We start from the raw sequence: 16,540 nt of genomic DNA, 5'->3' as shown, positions 1-16,540 counted from the left end.
CCTGGCGGGCCGGGTGCCGGGCCGGGGCCCGCAGGGCCGCCTGAGACCAACAGGGTTTGGCACTCCTACGGCTCGAAGTAGACGGCTCCTGCCGGCGTCAGCGCCTGACGGATGCTGGTCAGGTGGCCCGGCATGAGCTCGGGAAGCTCGTCCAGTCCGAACCAGCCAACCGCCAGGGACTCGTCATCGTTCACCCTGGCGTCGCCGGACACGTAGCGGCACAAGAACACGACATCGAGGAATTCGCAGACGTCGCCGTTCGGGTAGGTCACCGGACCTACCGCCCCCACGGATACCACGCGTTCGGCTTCCGCCACCACGGCCGTTTCCTCAAAGATCTCCCGGACCAGGCCCCGGGCAGGCTGCTCCCCCGGGTCCAGCATCCCGCTGATCAGGGCCCACTGCCGGTTGTCCGCCCGCTGGGCCAGCAGGATCCTGCCCCCGTCATCGACCACCACGCCCCGTACGCCGGGAACCCAGAGGGGGTCGTTGCCGATCTTCTTGCGCAGTTTCAGAACGTATTCAGGTGCAGGCATAATGCCAGCCTACCCAAGGCCAAAGACGTCCCAAGGCCGTAAACCTAAGCCGGCAGCAGCATGGCGGCCGCGGCCCCGGCAAGCATGAACGGGCCAAACGGGATGGCGGACTTCAGCGTTCCCCTGCGGGCCGCCAGCAGCGCCAGCGACCACAGGCCGCCGAGCAGGAACGCGAGGAAGGTGCCGGCGAAGAGATGTCCCCAACTGAGGTAGCCAAGGTACATGCCCAACACGCCCGCCAGCTTCACATCGCCGAATCCCATCCCGGGCGGATAGGCAAGGCGAAGGACGAAGTAGAAAAGCCAGAGGATCGCGGCCCCCGCCAGCACCCTGACAACAGGCATGATGGGGTTGCCGTTCGGATCCCCCGCGGCCGCCACCGCCCCGCCCCAGCCCGTCGCCGCTGCGGCCAGGAGAAGGAATCCTGCCACGGCATAGGAGGGAAACACGATTCGGTTGGGCAGGAGATGGTGCCGGACATCGATAACGGTGAGCCGCACAGCCATCACCACAAAGTAGAGGCAGGCGGCCAGCACCAGCCAGAAGGCCACGGGGGTGTACTGCCACAGGTCGCCCAGTCGTCCGATCACCCCTCGGATGCTACTGGATCCGGCAGTACCGGCCGTAGCGCCGCCGCGTAAACTGTGGATATGTCGACCTGGGAGTCCCGGCGCCGGACGGTTCCGGACCCTCCTGGCACACCCGCGGATCCGGCTGCCGCGTTCCGGAACCTGTGCCGGTCATCCCCCTGGAAGTGGCAGTCCCTGAGGTTCGAGTACTGGGACCAGCCATTCGATGCGGCTCCCGGACCGGGGGCGCCGTTCGTCCGGGCATGGCTGCGGCGGCCCGGGGCGCTCCGGCTGGAGAGTCCGGATGGCCTGGTGCTGCACAGCACCACCGGAATCAACGATTCCCGTGGTGACTTCTACGTCAGCTCCACCCGCAAGTCCTGGCTCCTGCCGCCCCATCTGGTCACCCCCGTCTATGACGACGCCGGACAGGTCCGCCGCAGGCCTGAGGCAGCGTACGGCGAACCGGGTTTCGGCAACGGACGCTTCTCGGCCGCCCTGGACCCCGTTGAGCTCGCCGGCAACGCTCCGGTTCCCATCGAATTCCCGGGCAGCAACGCACTGGACATCAAGGACATCCACCATGTCGAGCACGAAGGCAGGGCCGCCCTGGAAGCGGTGGTGGTCCCTAACGCCGCCTACCACCCGGGGAATGCCGCTGCTCCGCTGTGCCTTCCCGGGCGCACGCGCCTCCGCGTGGACGTGGGCACCGGGGTCTGCGTCGCCAGCCGGTCACTGGAACCGGGGACCGGTGATTACGGGCATTGGATCCGCATCATTGCCGTGGACGAATACATGCTTGATGACCTGTTCCTGGCCCAGTCCATGAACCTCACAGACGTCCGGCGGCACATCACCTGGGACCTCCCCGCCTGAGCGTGACAGGTACCGGCGGTGACGATCAGCTAGGCTTCGCGGATGACTTCCCTGAGCTCCATCTGGCCCCTGTTCGACCTTCGGCTGGCCACACCCCGGCTTGAGCTCCGGCCCATCACCGATCAGGACGTGCCCGCCGCCGTGGCAGCGGCCCGCAGCGGCATCCACGAGGCCGGCCGCAACCCGTTCAGTATGCCCTGGACGGAACTTCCGGACGACGAACTGGGCCCGAACATGGCCCGCTGGTACTGGCGGTGCAGGGCCGAATGCTCCCCGGAAAACTGGACGTTGCTGCTTGGCATCTGGCACGAGGGACGTTTTGTCGGCTGCCAGGACGTTGGTGCCAAGGACTTCGCAAGCCTCAAGACCGTCAGCACCGGCTCCTGGCTTCAGCAGTCCGTCCAAGGGCGCGGACTGGGCACGGAGATGCGTGCTGCCGTCGTGCTCTGGGCCTTTGACTGGCTGGGCGCCGACGTGGCCGAATCCGAGGCCGCATCCTGGAACGACGCCTCCCTGGGCGTCTCGCGCTCCCTTGGCTACGAACTGAACGGGATCACCCGCAAAGCCTGGGGTACCAAGGTCGAAACGCTCCAGCACGTCCGCCTCACCCCCGAAACCTTCAATCGCCCCGAATGGATGCTGAAGGTGGAGGGCCACGAAGCAGCGGCCAAGTTCCTGAAGGTCGCGTAAGTCCGGGCTGGGTTGGCCGGGCAGTGGCCGGGTCCGTCCGCTTCGAGCCCTTCGCCGTCGCTTAGACACCTCCCGGCGCGCCGCTACGCGAAGGACTCGAACCGGACATGTGCGCAGCTCGCCGAACGACCGCAGGTGCCCCTATGCGTCGTGTCTAAGCGACGGCGAAGGGCCGTGGCCCGGCGAACCCGGCCACGGCCCCTTGCCAACTCAGGTACTAGCCTTCGAGCAGCTCCGTCACCAGCGCTGCGATGGGCGAGCGCTCTGAGCGGGTGAGGGTGACGTGGCCGAAGAGCGGGTGTCCCTTCAGGGTTTCGACGACGGCGGCGATTCCGTCGTGGCGCCCGACGCGGAGGTTGTCCCGCTGGGCGACGTCGTGGGTAAGGACGATCTTGGAGTTCTGTCCCATTCGGCTCATCACCGTCAGCAGCACGTTCTTCTCCAGCGACTGCGCCTCGTCCACGATCACGAAGGCGTCGTGCAGGGAGCGGCCGCGGATGTGCGTGAGCGGCATGACCTCGAGCATGCCGCGGTCCATGACTTCCTCCACCACTTCCTGGCTGACCAAGGCCCCGAGCGTGTCGAAGACGGCCTGGGCCCAGGGGTTCATCTTTTCGGATTCCGAACCGGGCAGGTAGCCAAGTTCCTGGCCGCCCACGGCGTAGAGCGGCCGGAACACAATCACCTTCCGGTGTTCGCGGCGTTCGAGTACGGCCTCGAGGCCCGCACAAAGGGCGAGCGCCGATTTTCCGGTGCCGGCGCGTCCGCCAATGGACACGATGCCGACGCCCGGATCCATCAGCATGTCGATGGCGAGCCGCTGCTCGGCGGACCGGCCGTGGAGGCCGAAGACATCTCGATCGCCCTTGACCAGGCGCACCTGCTTGTCCGCCCCCACCCGGCCCAGGGCCGAGCCGCGGTTGGAAAGCAGGACCAGGCCGGTGTTGACGGGCAGTTCCGCCGCGGCGGGGATGAACACGGGTTCGTGCCCGTACAGGGTAGAGATCTCCTGTTCGTCGGCTTCGATTTCGGCGACACCGGTCCAGCCTGAGTCCTTGACGAGCTCATTGCGGTATTCGTCGGCGGTAAGGCCCATGGCGGACGCTTTGACCCGCATGGGGAGGTCCTTGGAGACCACAGTGACGTTGCGGCCCTCGTTGGCCAGGTTCTTGGCGACGGCAAGGATCCGGCTGTCGTTGTCACCGCTGCGGAAGCCCAGTGGCAGTACCTCCGCCGAAATGTGGTTGAGCTCCACCACCAGGGTGCCGCCGTCGTCACCAATGGGAATGGCCTGGTTCAGTCCGCCGTGCTTGACCCGGAGGTCGTCCAGGAGCCGCAGGGCCTTCCGGGCGAAGTAGCCCAGTTCGGGGTCGTGCCGTTTTGCCTCAAGTTCGGTGATCACAACGATTGGCACCACGACTTCATGCTCGGCGAACCGCAGGAGTGCCCGGGGGTCCGAGAGCAGGACTGACGTGTCGATGACGAAGGTGTGGATGTCGGCTTCCCTTCCGGAGACAGCGAAACCGGCCGCAGCATCAGTTGCTGCGCCGGTTTCAAAAGTGGCGCGCTCGGCGCGAGAGGTAGCTTTTCCGCCCTGTCCAGCCAGGACCTCGGGCAGTCGTTCAGAAGTAGCCACATCGACTCCAGCCCCGGGCACCAGCCCGGAATTGTTATTGGTGAGGCGGCTCGGCCACGAGGCCGGGTCCGGCCTCCCATACAACCGGTGCGATGTTTCGCTCCATGTATTGGCCTCCCCGATCAGCCGGCGGTTTTGCCTGCTGATGGATATAACGTAAATCCACCCGGCCAAGTTTCCGCAACCATTACGCGGCGATTCCCGTTGCGCGTCGATTAACTCGTGCTGAACCGGGGGTGTCAGGCGCCGAAGCGCCGCTGCCGCCCGGCGTAGTCACGCAGGGCGCGGAGGAAATCGACTTTTCGGAAGGCAGGCCACAGGGCCTCGCAGAAATAGAACTCGCTGTAGGCGCTTTGCCACATGAGGAAGCCGGAGAGCCGTTGCTCCCCCGATGTCCTGATCACCAGGTCCGGGTCAGGCTGGCCGCGGGTGTAGAGGAAGCGCGAGATGTCATCGACGCACAGGTCGTCGGCGAGCTTGGAAATGTCCATGCCCTTGGCGACGGCGTCGTGCAGGAGTTCGCGGACGGCGTCGACAATTTCCCGCCTTCCCCCGTACCCGACGGCGACGTTGACGTGGATCTTTTCCCGCACCGGAGTCCGCGCAGTCAGCTTGTTGAGCCGCTCGGCCAAGTAGTCCGGAAGCAGTTCAGGGGCACCCATCGCGTGGACGGAAATATTGGCGTCGTCATCGAGCCGGTCCAGCGTGTTGGCGATGATGCCCATCAGGAGGTCCAATTCCTCGCTGGACCGGTTCATGTTGTCAGTGGACAGCATGTACAGCGTGACCACCTTGACGCCGAGTTCCTGGCACCAGCCGAGGAACTCATGGATCTTGTCCGCGCCCGCCTGGTGGCCTTGGCTGGTGGGGGCGTTGAACTGCTTGGCCCAGCGCCGGTTGCCGTCTACCATGACGCCAATGTGGCGGGGAATCCGGTCGCGCGGGAGATCCTTCAGCAGCCGGCGTTCGTAGTAGCCATAGAGGAACCCGGGCAACTCCACGCGTCCACTCACCTGACTTTCCTGCCGTACGTACATCCACATCCTAGGCTACCGCCAGCAGCGCTCCGGGACGCGCCGGGGTCCGGGAGGCGGATCCGACGCTAAGTTACCAACGAGTAACTTACCGATGCGTAAGTTATTCTGGACCAATGAACAGCGACGCTCCGCACAGTTCCCGGCCGTCCGGGCCGGAGGGCAGCAACCCCGGCGACGGGCCCGGGCCCAACGCAGTGGATGATGCTGCCGTCCGCCTGGCGGAACTGCTGATGATCAAACCGAAATGGCGGGGTTGGATCCACACCGTCACCGCCCCGCTGGCGCTTGCCGCGGGCATCGTCCTGGTTGTCCTGGCCCCTACCGCGGACCGGCGGATCACCTCTGCCGTCTTTGCGGCCACCGGCGTGCTGCTGTTCGGTGTCAGTGCCGTCTACCATCGCGGAAATTGGTCCCCACGGGTCAAGCTGGTCCTCAAGCGGCTGGACCACACCAACATCATGCTCGTCATCGCCGGCACCTACACGCCGCTGGCATGGACGCTCCTGGAACGCCCGCAGGCGGTGATCCTCCTGTGGGTCATCTGGTCCGGGGCCATCCTTGGCGTGCTGTTCCGGCTGTTGTGGACCGATGCGCCCCGCTGGCTGTACGTGCCCATCTACATCGCGCTGGGCTGTGGCGCCCTGTTCTACCTGCCGCAGTTCTTCCAGGCGAGCCCGGCTTCAGCGGTCCTGATCTGCGTGGGCGGAGTTCTCTACATCACCGGCGCCGTCTTCTACGCCCTGAAGAAGCCAAACTTCAGCTACCACCACTTCGGCTTCCACGAACTGTTCCATGCACTGACGGTGCTGGCTTTCGCAGCGCACTTCGTTGCCATCGCACTGGCCGTCCTGGCCTGACGCCGGTTTACTCCCCCGGCCGCTGGAGCCCGTTTCCGTTGGACTCCGGCGCTGCCGGGCGCGGGCCGTCGTCGAGCCCGTCCTGCGCGTCAGCCGCCTCCACGTCTGCCGCGGTTGCGGCCGCCATGCGTTCTTCCTCCACCTGGGCGCGGTAGCGCACCCGGCGGATCCGGCGCACCATATCGACGATCAGCAAGGCCGTGGCCACCACGAAGAAGGCCGTCATGACGAACCCCAGCAGGCCGGGGGTCACCTGGTCCTCGGAGATCCCGTCCCGAAGCGTTGGAGTGGGCAACGGGGTCGGCGTGGTGGCGAGGCGGAGGAGCAGTGAATGCACGATTGATACCTTTTGGTGGAACGGATGCAGCAGGAGGCGGACAGCACGGGCCTGGGACGCACCCGACTTCTACGCTTGATAGAAAAAGCCTGCTCTGACTATCTTAGCCCGGCGAACAAGTCCTTCTCCGGGAGCTCGGACGGCACCCTCGAATGGATCAGGGAGTAGTCCTCCCAGGGCCAGGTCCGGCGCTGCATGTCGGGTGAGACGGCGAAGAAGAACCCCAGCGGGTCCACCTGCGTCCGGTGGGCGCGCAGGGCGTCGTCACGAACTTCAAAGTAGTCGCCGCAGTCGATCTGTGTGGTGGTGGGGTGCGGCGCCGGCGGCGGGGTGTGGCCCTCGGCGTCGGATTCGAGCCACGCGGCCAAACGCTCGGCATACGGGGACTGGAGGCCAGCCTCTTCCAGCGCAAAGTGCAGGGCCCGGAACCGTTCGGGGCTGAAGGCGCGGTCGTAGTAGAGCTTGCTCGGCTCCCACGCCTCCCCCGCGTCCGGGTAGCGTCCCGGATCGCCGGCGGCTTCGAAAGCTTCCACAGCCACACGGTGGGCCATGATGTGGTCAGGGTGGGGGTAGCCGCCGTTTTCGTCGTAGCTGAGGATGACGTGCGGTTTGAACGAACGGACCAGCCGCACCAGCGGCGCCGCAGCCCGTTCCAGGGGCAAGGTGGCGAACGAACCGGCCGGAAGCGGCGGAAGGGGATCGCCTTCGGGAAGTCCGGAGTCGACGAATCCAAGCCACGCCTGCTTGATGCCAAGGATGGAGGCTGCGTTGGCCATTTCCAGCCTGCGGGCACCGGCCATGTCCCGCTTCGGGTGTGGTTCGCCTTCGACTGCCGGGTTCTGGATGTCGCCGCGCGACCCGTCCGTGCAGGTTGCCACCATGACATCCACGCCCGTGGCTGCGTACATGGCCATGGTCGCAGCGCCCTTGCTGGATTCGTCGTCCGGGTGGGCATGGACTGCGAGCAGCCGGAGCGGCACCTGGGAGTTGCTGGACGCTGTCATGGAAAGGACGGCTCCTTATTCTTGTTTCGCGGCTTGTGGCAGCCGAAGGATGTTGAAGCGGGCGTCGTGCCCCACCGGCGGCCACGGCCGCCGCAGAGAGCCGGCGGAAAGGGCACTAAACTGGTCTGGTGACTTCCCCGGACCAGCCGGCCCAACCCGCGCCCGCAGACACTAGCCTAGCCAATCGGTATGGTGCTAAAAAGCGCCGGTTCACTCCCAAGGCCACCCGCACCGCCATCGGCATCGCCCTCGCGGCCGGAATCGGGTTCCTGGCATGGGTTTCGACGTCGAATTCCCTGTCCGGGGTGACGTACAAGGACATCGGCTACAGCACCACCGATTCCACCGTTGCCGAGGTCGACTTCCAGGTCACCCGCGAGCCCGGAAACGCCGTGAAGTGCGCCGTCAAGGCACTGGATTCCAAGTTCGCCGTCGTCGGCTGGAAGGTGGTTGACATCCCGCCGTCGGCGGCGGATGGAACGGCCGACGGCGGCAGGACAGTCGCCCAGCGCGTCACCGTGCTCACTGAGTCGGAGTCCGTGTCGGGCCTGGTGGACAGCTGCTGGATTCCCAGCCAGGCGCAATAAGGGATGTGACCGGCGACTCGTCCAGGTTGGGTTATCTCCAAGTGATTGACTACACTGGATAGATACCTTTACCCCGCTGAGCTGGTTGCTGCTCCACAAGTGGCCACCATGGCGGGGTCTTTTGCATGTAGGACCACCAGAGGAGAAGTCCGTGTCTACCACCAACAGCGCTTCTGCAGCCTGGCTCACCCAGGAAGCTTTTGACCGCCTGAAGGCAGAGCTGGACCACCTTTCCGGCGCAGGCCGGGCGGAGATCGTCCAGAAGATTGAAGCAGCGCGGCAAGAGGGCGACCTCAAGGAAAACGGCGGTTACCACGCAGCCAAGGAGGAGCAGGGCAAGATTGAAGCCCGCATCCGCCAGCTGACCGTGCTGCTTCGGGATGCCCACGTGGGCGAAGCACCTGCCGATGACGGCATCGTGGAACCGGGCATGATCGTGGTGGCCAAAATCGCCGGGGACGAAGAGACGTTCCTGCTGGGCTCCCGTGAAATCGCCGGCGACTCGGATCTGGATGTCTTCAGCGAAAAGTCGCCGCTGGGTGCCGCCATCGTGGGCCATAAGGAGGGGGACACCCTCAGCTACGTCGCTCCGAACGGCAAAGACATCAAGGTGGAGATCCTCTCCGCCAAGCCCTACGCAGCCTAGCCTTCGCCGGCCTGGCCGACGCTGGCACACTGCGGCGGCCGTCCCCTCAGGGGACGGCCGCCGCAGTGTTTAAAGCCGACCGTGCCGGCACACAGGCGCTTTGCTCAGGGCCCCACGGTTGCCGGGACGCGGGGCCGGAGCAGGAGCGCAGCCACGACACCGCCGGCAGCACCGCCCAGGTGCGCTTGCCAGCTAACGTAACCGGCAACGAACGGCAGGGCGCCCAACAGGATGCTCCCGTAGCCCATGAACAGGACCACGGCGAGCAGGATCTGCCGCCAGCTCCGGTTGAAGAAGCCTCGCACCAGGAGGAACGAGAACAACCCGAAGACCAGGCCGGATGCCCCCACGGTAACGCCGTCGCCAATGAGCCACACGGTCAGGCCGCTGCCCAGCCAGCTGAAGGCCAGCGCGGTCAGGAAGACGCGCAGCCCGGACAGGAACACCAGGAACCCGAAGATAACCAGTGGAAAACTGTTGGAGAGCAGGTGGTTCAGGTTGGCGTGCAGCAGCGGGAAGGTGAAGATGTCCAGCAGCCCGTCGGCGCTCCTGGGCCGCAGCCCGAATGTCCTGACCAGCGCGCCCATCATCAGCGAGTTGGCCACCTCCAGGGCGAACAACAGGGCAAGGAAGCCGCCCAGCACCGCCAGGCCGCCCTTCGCGCGCGACGCCAGGGTTTGGCGCCCGGGGAGGCGTCCGTTACCAGCAGGTCCGGCCATGCCCTGTCCTAATGGACCACGATCGGCTGGAAACCTTCAGCGCGGAGTGCGCTGAGGACCTGCTCACCGTGCTGGTGGCCCTTGGTCTCAAGATTCACCGTGATGGATACGTCGCCCATGCTGATGGAACCACCCACGCGGGTGTGGTCCAGGCCGGTGACGTTCGCATCGTTTTCGGCGATGATGCGCGCAATGGTTGCCAGGGAGCCGGGACGGTCGTCCAGCATCATTCGAACGGTCATGTAGCGACCGGCGGCAGAGAGGCCGCGCTGGATGACCTTGAGCATCAGCATGGGATCGATGTTGCCGCCGGAGAGGACGGCCACGGTGGTTCCCGGGTTCTCGATCTTGCCGTCCATCAGGGCCGCGACGCCCACCGCACCTGCGGGCTCCACCACCATTTTGGCCCGTTCCAGCAGGAAGATCAGGGCACGGGCCAGGGAGTCCTCGCTGACGGTGACCACGTCATCGACCAGTTCGCGGATTATGCTGAAGGGCAACTGCCCCGGGCGGCCCACGGCGATGCCGTCAGCCATGGTGGAAACCTTCTTCAGCGGCACCAGGGCATCGGCGGCCAGCGAGGGCGGGTAGGCGGCGGCATTCTCCGCCTGGACGCCGATGATGCGGATCTCGCGGCCGAGTTCCCTGGCCCGGGCCTTGATGGCGACGGCGACCCCAGCAAGGAGCCCTCCGCCACCCACGCCCATGAGTACGGTGTCGACGGTGGGCACCTGCTCCAGGATTTCGAGGCCAACGGTCCCCTGCCCTGCCACGACGTCCACGTTGTCGAACGGGTGGACGAAGACCATTCCGGTCTCATTGCTGTAGCGCTGTGCTTCGGCCAGCGCCTCGTCAACGTTGTGTCCATGGAGGATCACTTCGGCGCCATGGCTGCGGGTCGCGGCGAGCTTGGGCAGAGCCACTCCCAGGGGCATGTAGATGCGGGCCTTGATGCCCAGGCTCTTGGCGGCAACGGCTACACCCTGGGCGTGGTTGCCGGCGGACGCTGCCACCACGCCGCGCTTCTTCTCGTCCGCGGAGAGCCGCGCCATGCGGACGTAGGCACCGCGCACCTTGAATGACCCGGCCCGTTGCAGGTTTTCGCATTTGAAGTAGACGTCACCGCCCACCATGCCGCCCAGCGCGCGGGACGATTCCACGGGGGTGCGCGCAATAATCCCGTCAAGCAGCTTCTGCGCCTCAAGGACATCGTCCAGTGTGACGGGAAGGGTTTCAAGGATCTTCACGGACTACTCTCCTCTGGATTCGGCTCCGGTGCCCTCTCGGGAGGCGGTGCGGGCATCGCGGTTTTCGGCTGTTGCGCCGGCCGCCTCCAGCCCCGCATCGGATGCAGCCTGCGGTTCAACGTCCTCGATGGTGTTGTCCCCGCCCGCTCCTGCTGTGATGGGCTTTCCGGCGATGACCGGCACTTGTTCATGTTCCCACGTTCTTGCGGCAATGTAGCGAACGGCCGAGTTTGCTACGGCCAGGATGGGTACCGAAAAGAGCGCCCCGGGGATTCCGGCGAGGTACGAGCCCGCCGCAACGCTGAGGATTACCGCCACAGGGTGCAGCGAGACGGCCTTGCCCATGACCAGGGGTTGCAGGATGTGGCCCTCGAGTTGCTGGACCAGCAGGACGATGGCCAGCATGACCAGCGCGTTGACCGGGCCGTTGGCCACCAAGGCGAGCAGGATGGCGACGGCGCCCGTCACCAGGGCGCCCACCACCGGGATGAAGGAGCCGAGGAAGACCAACACGCCGAGCGGAAGCGCCAGCGGGACACCGATTATGGCCGCGCCTACGCCGATACCGATCGCGTCGACGGCAGCGACGAACATCTGGATGCGCGCATAGCTGACCATTGACGCCCAGCCCTTGCGGCCTGCACCGAACGTCGCTGCCCGTGCCTTTCGGGGCAGCAGCCTGACCAGGAAAGCCCAGATCCGGTCTCCTTCCAGCAGGAAGAAGATAAGGATGAACAGTGACAGGAGCATCCCGGCCGCAAAGTGTCCGGCGGTGCTGCCGAAGGAGAGCGCACCGCTGAGGATGCTGCTGCTATTGTTCTGCAGCGCGTCACTGGCGTCTTTGACGTACTGGTCCACCTGGGCGTCCGTGAGGTGCAGGGGGCCCGTGGACAGCCAGTCCTGGACCTGCCGTATGCCTTCGAGGGCCTGTGACCAGAGTTCTCCGAACCCGACCGCAAGCTGGCGGCCCACCAGGGCCAGCGCACCGGCGATGACCCCGATGAAGCCCAGGACCGTCACGGCCACGGCGAGGCCGGCGGGCAGGCGCCGGCGTTTCAACCAGTGCGTGACCGGACTCAGGAGTCCTGCAAGGAGCGCGGCCACCATGATCGGAATGATCAGGAGCGTGATCTTGCTCAGCAGCCACACGAGGGTTCCTGCCATCAGCAGGATCAGTCCCAGCCGCCACGACCAGGACGCCGCAATGCGGACGCCGTAGGGAATGTCCTTGTCGAGTTCACGATCCGTCAGCACCCTCAGCGGGGCAGCGGGGGCAGAAGGTTGGTTTGCCTGGGTTACGGCGTCCTCATGTGGCGTCATAACCCAATACTTCCGCAGCCTTGCGCTAATGGGAAACCAACGCCCCGGCCGGGGCCGGGACATAGTCAATCCCCCATTCGATGCTGAAGGATTCGCCCGGCGCCAGCCAGCGAAGGCCGTCTCCGGAGTTGAAAGCGTTCGCTGGTCCGGTCATCGGTTCCACGGCCACGGCGCGGGTCCGGCCGGGGTATTCGGTGCTGACGAAAACGTGGACATAGCGGCAGGCTTCGTCCTGCCAGAGCGACACCGCGGCGCCGTCGGCGGCGGCCAGGGTGTGCCGCGCCCTGCCCCCGTCGTAGCGCAGGTCGGTCAAGGCGACATCCACTGCGAGATTGGCAATCGCGCTGCCGGAGCGGAAGTCGGTATCTCCGTCCACCGGCGCCGTGCTGCGCGGGATCAGGCGGTCATCGGCCACCAGCCGGGTTTCGGCGGCGACTGTCAGCTTCAGGTCCTCGACCGGCGTGTCGCCGACCCGCAGGTAGGGGTGTGCGCCCAGGACGAAGGGAGCCGGAGCCGTGGAATCGTTGATGAGCGTCTGCCTGACGTGCAGTCCCAAGTCGTCGGTGAGCTGGTAGTGCACCCGGTGCCGGGCCAGGAAGGGGTACCCATGCTGCGGAAAGACGGTGGCTTCAAGTTCCACCGAATGTTCCGACCTCCCCACGAGGGAGTAGCCGGTGTTCCGGAGGAGTCCGTGGCTGGCGTTGTTGCGGGACACTTCCGTGATGTCCAACTGTTGCTTCTTCCCGTCCAGGAACCAGGTCCCGTCCTCCACCCGATTGGCCCAGGGCGCCAGCGTAATCCCGGTGGCGCCGGGAGCGATCTGGTCATCGCCGTAGGTTTCCGTGAGCAGGACACCGCCCCGGTGGTACGAGCGCAGGCCTGCCGCCAGCTCGGTGACCACGGCCGCGGCATCGCCACGGTGCAGCTCGTATTGGCGGCCGGTCGCGCAGGACGGGAGGGACGCGGCACCTTGGTTTTCGGGTTCGGAAGAGGCAGTCATGGGCCTACCGTACAACGGGCGGCACCGCACCCGCATGAGCGTCACTGTTACTTTTTGTTGTTAACTATTCTTTCTTGAGCGTTTATGAGAAACTTTTGCCATGACAGGGATGACCACCACCACGCTCTCCGACGGTCGGGAACTGATGTACTTCGACGATGCGGGCAGCACCACGCCCCGGACCGCGGAACTCACCACGGACCATCGCGGGCTGCCGCCCAGGGGCGAACCGGGCGAGATCCGGTTCGACGCCCTCACCGGGGAATGGGTGGCTGTGGCTGCCCACCGGCAGACACGGACACACCTGCCTCCGGCGGACCAATGCCCCATTTGCCCCACCACTGACTCGAACGCGTCAGAGATTCCGGCTTCCGACTACGACGTGGTGGTATTCGAAAACCGCTTCCCGTCCCTCGGCCCTGCGTTGGGGCCCGTTCCGGCGGTTCCGGGATGGGGAACGAAAGGTCCCGCCTACGGGCGCTGCGAGGTTGTCTCCTTCACTCCTGAACACACCGGTTCGTTCAGCGGACTGACCCGGGAACGGTCCCGCACGGTGATCGAGGCGTGGGCACAGCGCACCGCTGCGCTCAGCGCCATGGCCGGCATCAAGCAGGTGTTCCCGTTTGAGAACCGGGGCGCCGATATCGGCGTGACGCTGCATCACCCACACGGACAGATCTACGCCTACCCTTACGTCACACCCCGCGCCGGCGTCCTGGGCGCTGCCGCCCGGAAGTACTACGACGCCAAGGACGGGAGCGAAACCCTGACCGGCTCCCTGCTGCGTGCAGAACGCGAAGATGGCAGCCGGATGGTGGTGGAGGGGACGCATTTCAGCGCCTATGTGCCCTTCGCCGCCCGGTGGCCCCTGGAGATCCACTTGGTGCCGCATCGCCACGTCCCCGACCTTGCCGCCTTGGACGGGGAGGAGAAGGACGAGCTGGCGGAGGTGTACCTCGACCTGCTCAAGCGGGTGGATGCCCTCTACCCCACGCCCACGCCCTACATCTCCGCGTGGCACCAGGCTCCCCTGGATGAAGTCCTCCGCCCGGCCGGCTACCTCCACCTGCAGCTGACCTCCCCGCGCAGGGCAGCGGATAAGCTGAAATACCTCGCCGGCTCGGAGGCAGCGATGGGCGCGTTCATCAACGACACCACGCCGGAAAGCGTGGCGGAGCGCCTGCGCAGTGTCTCTGTCCCGGCGTCCACAGAGCCGTCCGCCGTGGCGGCCGCACCAGAAGGAGCTTCCGCGTGAGCAGCCAGGACCAGGCCGGCACAGCCCAGGTTTCCGCCGTCGATCTCGCCGTCCGCTTCGCCGAGGCTTTCGGTGGCACTGCAGACGGCGTGTGGCAGGCGCCGGGCCGGGTCAACCTCATCGGCGAGCACACCGACTACAACGAAGGGTTCGTGCTTCCGTTCGCCATCGACCGCACCGCCCGGGTGGCCGTCGCGGTCCGCCCGGACCGGACCGTGCGGCTGCTGTCCACGTACGGTGACCAAGGCGTCGTTACCACCTCGCTGGAGTCCCTGCAGCCCGGAACAGCCAAGGGCTGGACCAAGTACCCCCTGGGTGTAATGTGGGCCCTCCGGGAGCGCGGCATCGACGTCCCCGGCCTGGACCTGCTCCTTGACTCCACGGTGCCGCTGGGCGCCGGCCTGTCGTCGTCGCACGCCATCGAATGCGCCGTGATCTCCGCACTCAACGACCTCACCGGCGCCGGGCTTACGGCCCAGGAGATGGTGCTGGCAACGCAGCGTGCGGAGAACGACTTCGTGGGCGCGCCCACGGGGATTATGGATCAGTCCGCGTCGCTGCGCGGCGCCAAGGGCCATGCGGTGTTCCTCGACTGCCGGGACCAGAAAGCCGCCCTGGTTCCGTTCGAGACAGAACCCGCCGGCCTGGTGCTGCTGGTCATCGACACCAAGGTGTCCCATTCCCATGCCGACGGCGGCTACGCCTCCCGGCGCGCGTCCTGCGAGCTCGGGGCGGAGGTCCTCGGGGTCAAGGCGCTGCGGGACGTCCAGGTGGGTGACCTTGAAGAGGCTGCCGGGCTGCTCGATGAGGTGACGTTCAGGCGGGTGCGGCACGTGGTGACTGAAAACGACAGGGTGCTCCAGACCGTCGAACTCCTGGACGGTGCCGGCCCGGTTGCCATCGGACCCCTGCTGGATGCCAGCCACGCCTCCATGCGGGATGATTTTGAAATTTCGTGCCCGGAGCTGGACCTGGCCGTGGACACGTCACGGGCGAACGGGGCCCTCGGTGCCCGCATGACCGGAGGCGGGTTCGGCGGGGCAGCGATCGCCCTGACCCCCGTGGATGCGGAGCAGAGGGTGCGGACCGCCGTCGCGAAGGCCTTCTCCGACGCCGGCTTCACGGCACCGGACATCTTCACTGTGTCCCCTGCCGCCGGCGCCATGCGTATTGCCTAGGCGGGCTACCGCTCAGCCCTGACGGGCTGCGGACGCAAAAGGCCGCGGGCCCCACCGTTTGGTGGGGCCCACGGCCTTTGCTGACGACGGCGGCAGTTGCCGCCGGTGCCTAGTCGTCGCCGCGCAGGATGGCCAGCAGGCGGATGATTTCCACGTACAGCCAGACCAGCGTGACGGTGAGGCCGAAGGCCGCCGTCCAGGAGAAGCGCTGCGGAGCGCCACTGCGGACTCCGGCCTCGATGCTGGTGAAGTCCATGACCAGCGAGAAGGCGGCAAGCCCAATCGCCAGCAGGCCGATGACGACGCCGATCATGCCGCTGCGCAGGCCGAAGGGCTCCTGCGTCAGGCCGGTCATCATCATGACAAGGTTGACGATGGAGAACAGGGCGTAGCCGCCGAGTGCGATCATGAAGAAGCGCATGGCCTTGGGTGTTGCACGCACCTTGCCACTCTTGAACAGCAGGAGGGTTACGGCGAAGACCGAAAGCGTGCCGACGACTGCCTGCAGGCCCACACCTGGGTACTGCGTATCCAGGATCCGGGTCAGGCCGCCAAGGAAGAGTCCTTCCAGGGCGGCATAGGCGAGGATGAGTGCGGGCGAGGGCTGCTTCTTGAACGTGTTGACCAGGGCCAGCACGAAACCGCCCAGGGCTCCGACGATCATCAGCAGGGAGGCCAGCCCCAGGCCAACGGTCAGCGTGATGGCTGCGCCTACCAGCACGGCGCCGAGGCAGGCCGCGGTCTTCATGATGACGTCGTCGAACGTCATCCTGCCGGTGTCGGCGGGGCCGGCAGACGGCTGGTTGTACATCTGCTGGAGTTGTTCGTCCGTCATGCCCTGGGATTGGGTGCCCCACCCCTGCTGGCCGTAGGACGGCTGGCCGTACGGCTGCTGACTGTACGGCGCCTGGCCGTAAGGAGCACCGTACGGAGCCTGCGGGACAGGCGGTGCCTGGGTGGCGCCACGGAAACTCTTTCCGTTGAAGATCGGGTTGCCGCCAAGTGCCATTGCGCAATTCCTCCATGTGGGTGTGGGTGATGAGCTG

General features: G+C 66.2%; 18 protein-coding genes. 7 read left to right on the top strand and 11 right to left on the bottom strand.

What is annotated here, in order from left to right:
• Nucleotides 1-65 precede the first annotated feature (65 nt).
• Nucleotides 66-536 carry an NUDIX hydrolase gene (locus AC4EEV_RS17310; protein ID WP_109863460.1) on the bottom strand — a complete coding sequence of 157 codons (471 nt, stop codon included), beginning with the start codon at nucleotides 534-536 and terminating at the stop codon, nucleotides 66-68.
• Nucleotides 537-580: 44 nt separating this feature from the next.
• Nucleotides 581-1,126, bottom strand: coding sequence for a prepilin peptidase (locus tag AC4EEV_RS17305; RefSeq protein ID WP_491329573.1), 546 nt, complete (start codon nucleotides 1,124-1,126; stop codon nucleotides 581-583).
• A gap of 60 nt (nucleotides 1,127-1,186) precedes the next feature.
• Here AC4EEV_RS17305 and AC4EEV_RS17300 point away from each other — a divergent pair, with 60 nt between their 5' ends.
• On the top strand, nucleotides 1,187-1,981 hold the full coding sequence (locus AC4EEV_RS17300; protein WP_491329572.1) for a hypothetical protein: 795 nt from the start codon (nucleotides 1,187-1,189) through the stop codon (nucleotides 1,979-1,981).
• A gap of 42 nt (nucleotides 1,982-2,023) precedes the next feature.
• On the top strand, nucleotides 2,024-2,671 hold the full coding sequence (locus AC4EEV_RS17295) for a GNAT family N-acetyltransferase (RefSeq protein WP_491329571.1): 648 nt from the start codon (nucleotides 2,024-2,026) through the stop codon (nucleotides 2,669-2,671).
• 217 nt (nucleotides 2,672-2,888) lie between these two features.
• Here the strand turns inward: AC4EEV_RS17295 and phoH2 are convergent, their stop codons facing one another.
• Entirely contained in the window at nucleotides 2,889-4,307 is a 1,419-nt protein-coding gene (gene phoH2 / locus AC4EEV_RS17290; protein ID WP_109863464.1) for an RNA 5'-3' helicase PhoH2, read from the bottom strand.
• Between the two features lie 239 nt (nucleotides 4,308-4,546).
• On the bottom strand, nucleotides 4,547-5,308 hold the full coding sequence (locus AC4EEV_RS17285) for an isoprenyl transferase (protein WP_018761888.1): 762 nt from the start codon (nucleotides 5,306-5,308) through the stop codon (nucleotides 4,547-4,549).
• A gap of 149 nt (nucleotides 5,309-5,457) precedes the next feature.
• On the opposite strand from AC4EEV_RS17285, the gene trhA reads away from it, so the two are divergent.
• Nucleotides 5,458-6,201: a PAQR family membrane homeostasis protein TrhA gene (gene trhA, locus AC4EEV_RS17280; protein WP_018761889.1), complete on the top strand. Its 744-nt coding sequence runs from the start codon at nucleotides 5,458-5,460 to the stop codon at nucleotides 6,199-6,201.
• A gap of 7 nt (nucleotides 6,202-6,208) precedes the next feature.
• Here trhA and AC4EEV_RS17275 read toward each other — a convergent pair whose 3' ends face one another.
• Both AC4EEV_RS17275 and mca read right to left on the bottom strand, forming a co-directional pair.
• Nucleotides 6,209-6,538 (bottom strand): hypothetical protein, encoded by a 330-nt coding sequence (locus AC4EEV_RS17275; protein WP_109863465.1) that lies wholly within the window; start codon nucleotides 6,536-6,538, stop codon nucleotides 6,209-6,211.
• 98 nt (nucleotides 6,539-6,636) lie between these two features.
• Nucleotides 6,637-7,542 (bottom strand): mycothiol conjugate amidase Mca, encoded by a 906-nt coding sequence (gene mca / locus AC4EEV_RS17270; protein ID WP_018761891.1) that lies wholly within the window; start codon nucleotides 7,540-7,542, stop codon nucleotides 6,637-6,639.
• A 128-nt stretch (nucleotides 7,543-7,670) separates the two neighbouring features.
• On the opposite strand from mca, the gene AC4EEV_RS17265 reads away from it, so the two are divergent.
• The gene (locus tag AC4EEV_RS17265) at nucleotides 7,671-8,129 is read left to right on the top strand and encodes a DUF4307 domain-containing protein (protein WP_491329570.1); all 459 of its coding nucleotides are present in this window, start codon (nucleotides 7,671-7,673) and stop codon (nucleotides 8,127-8,129) included.
• Between the two features lie 151 nt (nucleotides 8,130-8,280).
• Nucleotides 8,281-8,775 carry a transcription elongation factor GreA gene (gene greA / locus AC4EEV_RS17260; RefSeq protein WP_018761893.1) on the top strand — a complete coding sequence of 165 codons (495 nt, stop codon included), beginning with the start codon at nucleotides 8,281-8,283 and terminating at the stop codon, nucleotides 8,773-8,775.
• A gap of 104 nt (nucleotides 8,776-8,879) precedes the next feature.
• Here the strand turns inward: greA and AC4EEV_RS17255 are convergent, their stop codons facing one another.
• From AC4EEV_RS17255 to AC4EEV_RS17240, 4 genes are read right to left on the bottom strand one after another with little or no spacing between them, the layout of a single operon-like run.
• Nucleotides 8,880-9,494 (bottom strand): rhomboid family intramembrane serine protease, encoded by a 615-nt coding sequence (locus AC4EEV_RS17255; RefSeq protein ID WP_491329569.1) that lies wholly within the window; start codon nucleotides 9,492-9,494, stop codon nucleotides 8,880-8,882.
• 8 nt (nucleotides 9,495-9,502) lie between these two features.
• Complete coding sequence (gene ilvA, locus AC4EEV_RS17250) at nucleotides 9,503-10,741, bottom strand: threonine ammonia-lyase (RefSeq protein ID WP_109863468.1); 1,239 nt, start codon at nucleotides 10,739-10,741, stop codon at nucleotides 9,503-9,505.
• A gap of 3 nt (nucleotides 10,742-10,744) precedes the next feature.
• A complete protein-coding gene (locus AC4EEV_RS17245; protein WP_240617806.1) occupies nucleotides 10,745-12,061 on the bottom strand; it encodes an AI-2E family transporter in 1,317 nt (438 codons plus the stop codon).
• A 25-nt stretch (nucleotides 12,062-12,086) separates the two neighbouring features.
• Entirely contained in the window at nucleotides 12,087-13,061 is a 975-nt protein-coding gene (locus AC4EEV_RS17240) for an aldose 1-epimerase family protein (RefSeq protein WP_491329568.1), read from the bottom strand.
• A 100-nt stretch (nucleotides 13,062-13,161) separates the two neighbouring features.
• Here AC4EEV_RS17240 and galT point away from each other — a divergent pair, with 100 nt between their 5' ends.
• Together galT and galK are read left to right on the top strand one after the other, a co-directional pair.
• On the top strand, nucleotides 13,162-14,316 hold the full coding sequence (gene galT / locus AC4EEV_RS17235) for a galactose-1-phosphate uridylyltransferase (RefSeq protein WP_491329567.1): 1,155 nt from the start codon (nucleotides 13,162-13,164) through the stop codon (nucleotides 14,314-14,316).
• On the top strand, nucleotides 14,313-15,494 hold the full coding sequence (gene galK, locus AC4EEV_RS17230) for a galactokinase (RefSeq protein ID WP_491329566.1): 1,182 nt from the start codon (nucleotides 14,313-14,315) through the stop codon (nucleotides 15,492-15,494). Before galT ends, galK begins: the two co-directional genes overlap by 4 nt.
• Before the next feature lie 109 nt (nucleotides 15,495-15,603).
• Here the strand turns inward: galK and AC4EEV_RS17225 are convergent, their stop codons facing one another.
• Nucleotides 15,604-16,503 (bottom strand): Bax inhibitor-1/YccA family protein, encoded by a 900-nt coding sequence (locus AC4EEV_RS17225; RefSeq protein WP_491329565.1) that lies wholly within the window; start codon nucleotides 16,501-16,503, stop codon nucleotides 15,604-15,606.
• Nucleotides 16,504-16,540: the final 37 nt, after the last annotated feature.

The organism is Pseudarthrobacter sp. MOO14, assembly GCF_058267675.1.
Note: the sequence above shows the minus strand (reverse complement) of the source record. Positions and strands in the feature narration are given on the sequence as shown.

What these genes read in the sequence shown, in the direction of transcription:
- AC4EEV_RS17310 (WP_109863460.1), bottom strand. Translation starts at nt 536, where the DNA reads ATGCCTGCACCTGAATACGTTCTGAAACTGCGCAAGAAGATCGGCAAC.
- AC4EEV_RS17300 (WP_491329572.1), top strand. Translation starts at nt 1,187, where the DNA reads ATGTCGACCTGGGAGTCCCGGCGCCGGACGGTTCCGGACCCTCCTGGC.
- AC4EEV_RS17295 (WP_491329571.1), top strand. Translation starts at nt 2,024, where the DNA reads ATGACTTCCCTGAGCTCCATCTGGCCCCTGTTCGACCTTCGGCTGGCC.
- trhA (WP_018761889.1), top strand. Translation starts at nt 5,458, where the DNA reads ATGAACAGCGACGCTCCGCACAGTTCCCGGCCGTCCGGGCCGGAGGGC.
- mca (WP_018761891.1), bottom strand. Translation starts at nt 7,542, where the DNA reads ATGACAGCGTCCAGCAACTCCCAGGTGCCGCTCCGGCTGCTCGCAGTC.
- AC4EEV_RS17255 (WP_491329569.1), bottom strand. Translation starts at nt 9,494, where the DNA reads ATGGCCGGACCTGCTGGTAACGGACGCCTCCCCGGGCGCCAAACCCTG.
- AC4EEV_RS17245 (WP_240617806.1), bottom strand. Translation starts at nt 12,061, where the DNA reads ATGACGCCACATGAGGACGCCGTAACCCAGGCAAACCAACCTTCTGCC.
- AC4EEV_RS17240 (WP_491329568.1), bottom strand. Translation starts at nt 13,061, where the DNA reads ATGACTGCCTCTTCCGAACCCGAAAACCAAGGTGCCGCGTCCCTCCCG.
- galT (WP_491329567.1), top strand. Translation starts at nt 13,162, where the DNA reads ATGACAGGGATGACCACCACCACGCTCTCCGACGGTCGGGAACTGATG.
- AC4EEV_RS17225 (WP_491329565.1), bottom strand. Translation starts at nt 16,503, where the DNA reads ATGGCACTTGGCGGCAACCCGATCTTCAACGGAAAGAGTTTCCGTGGC.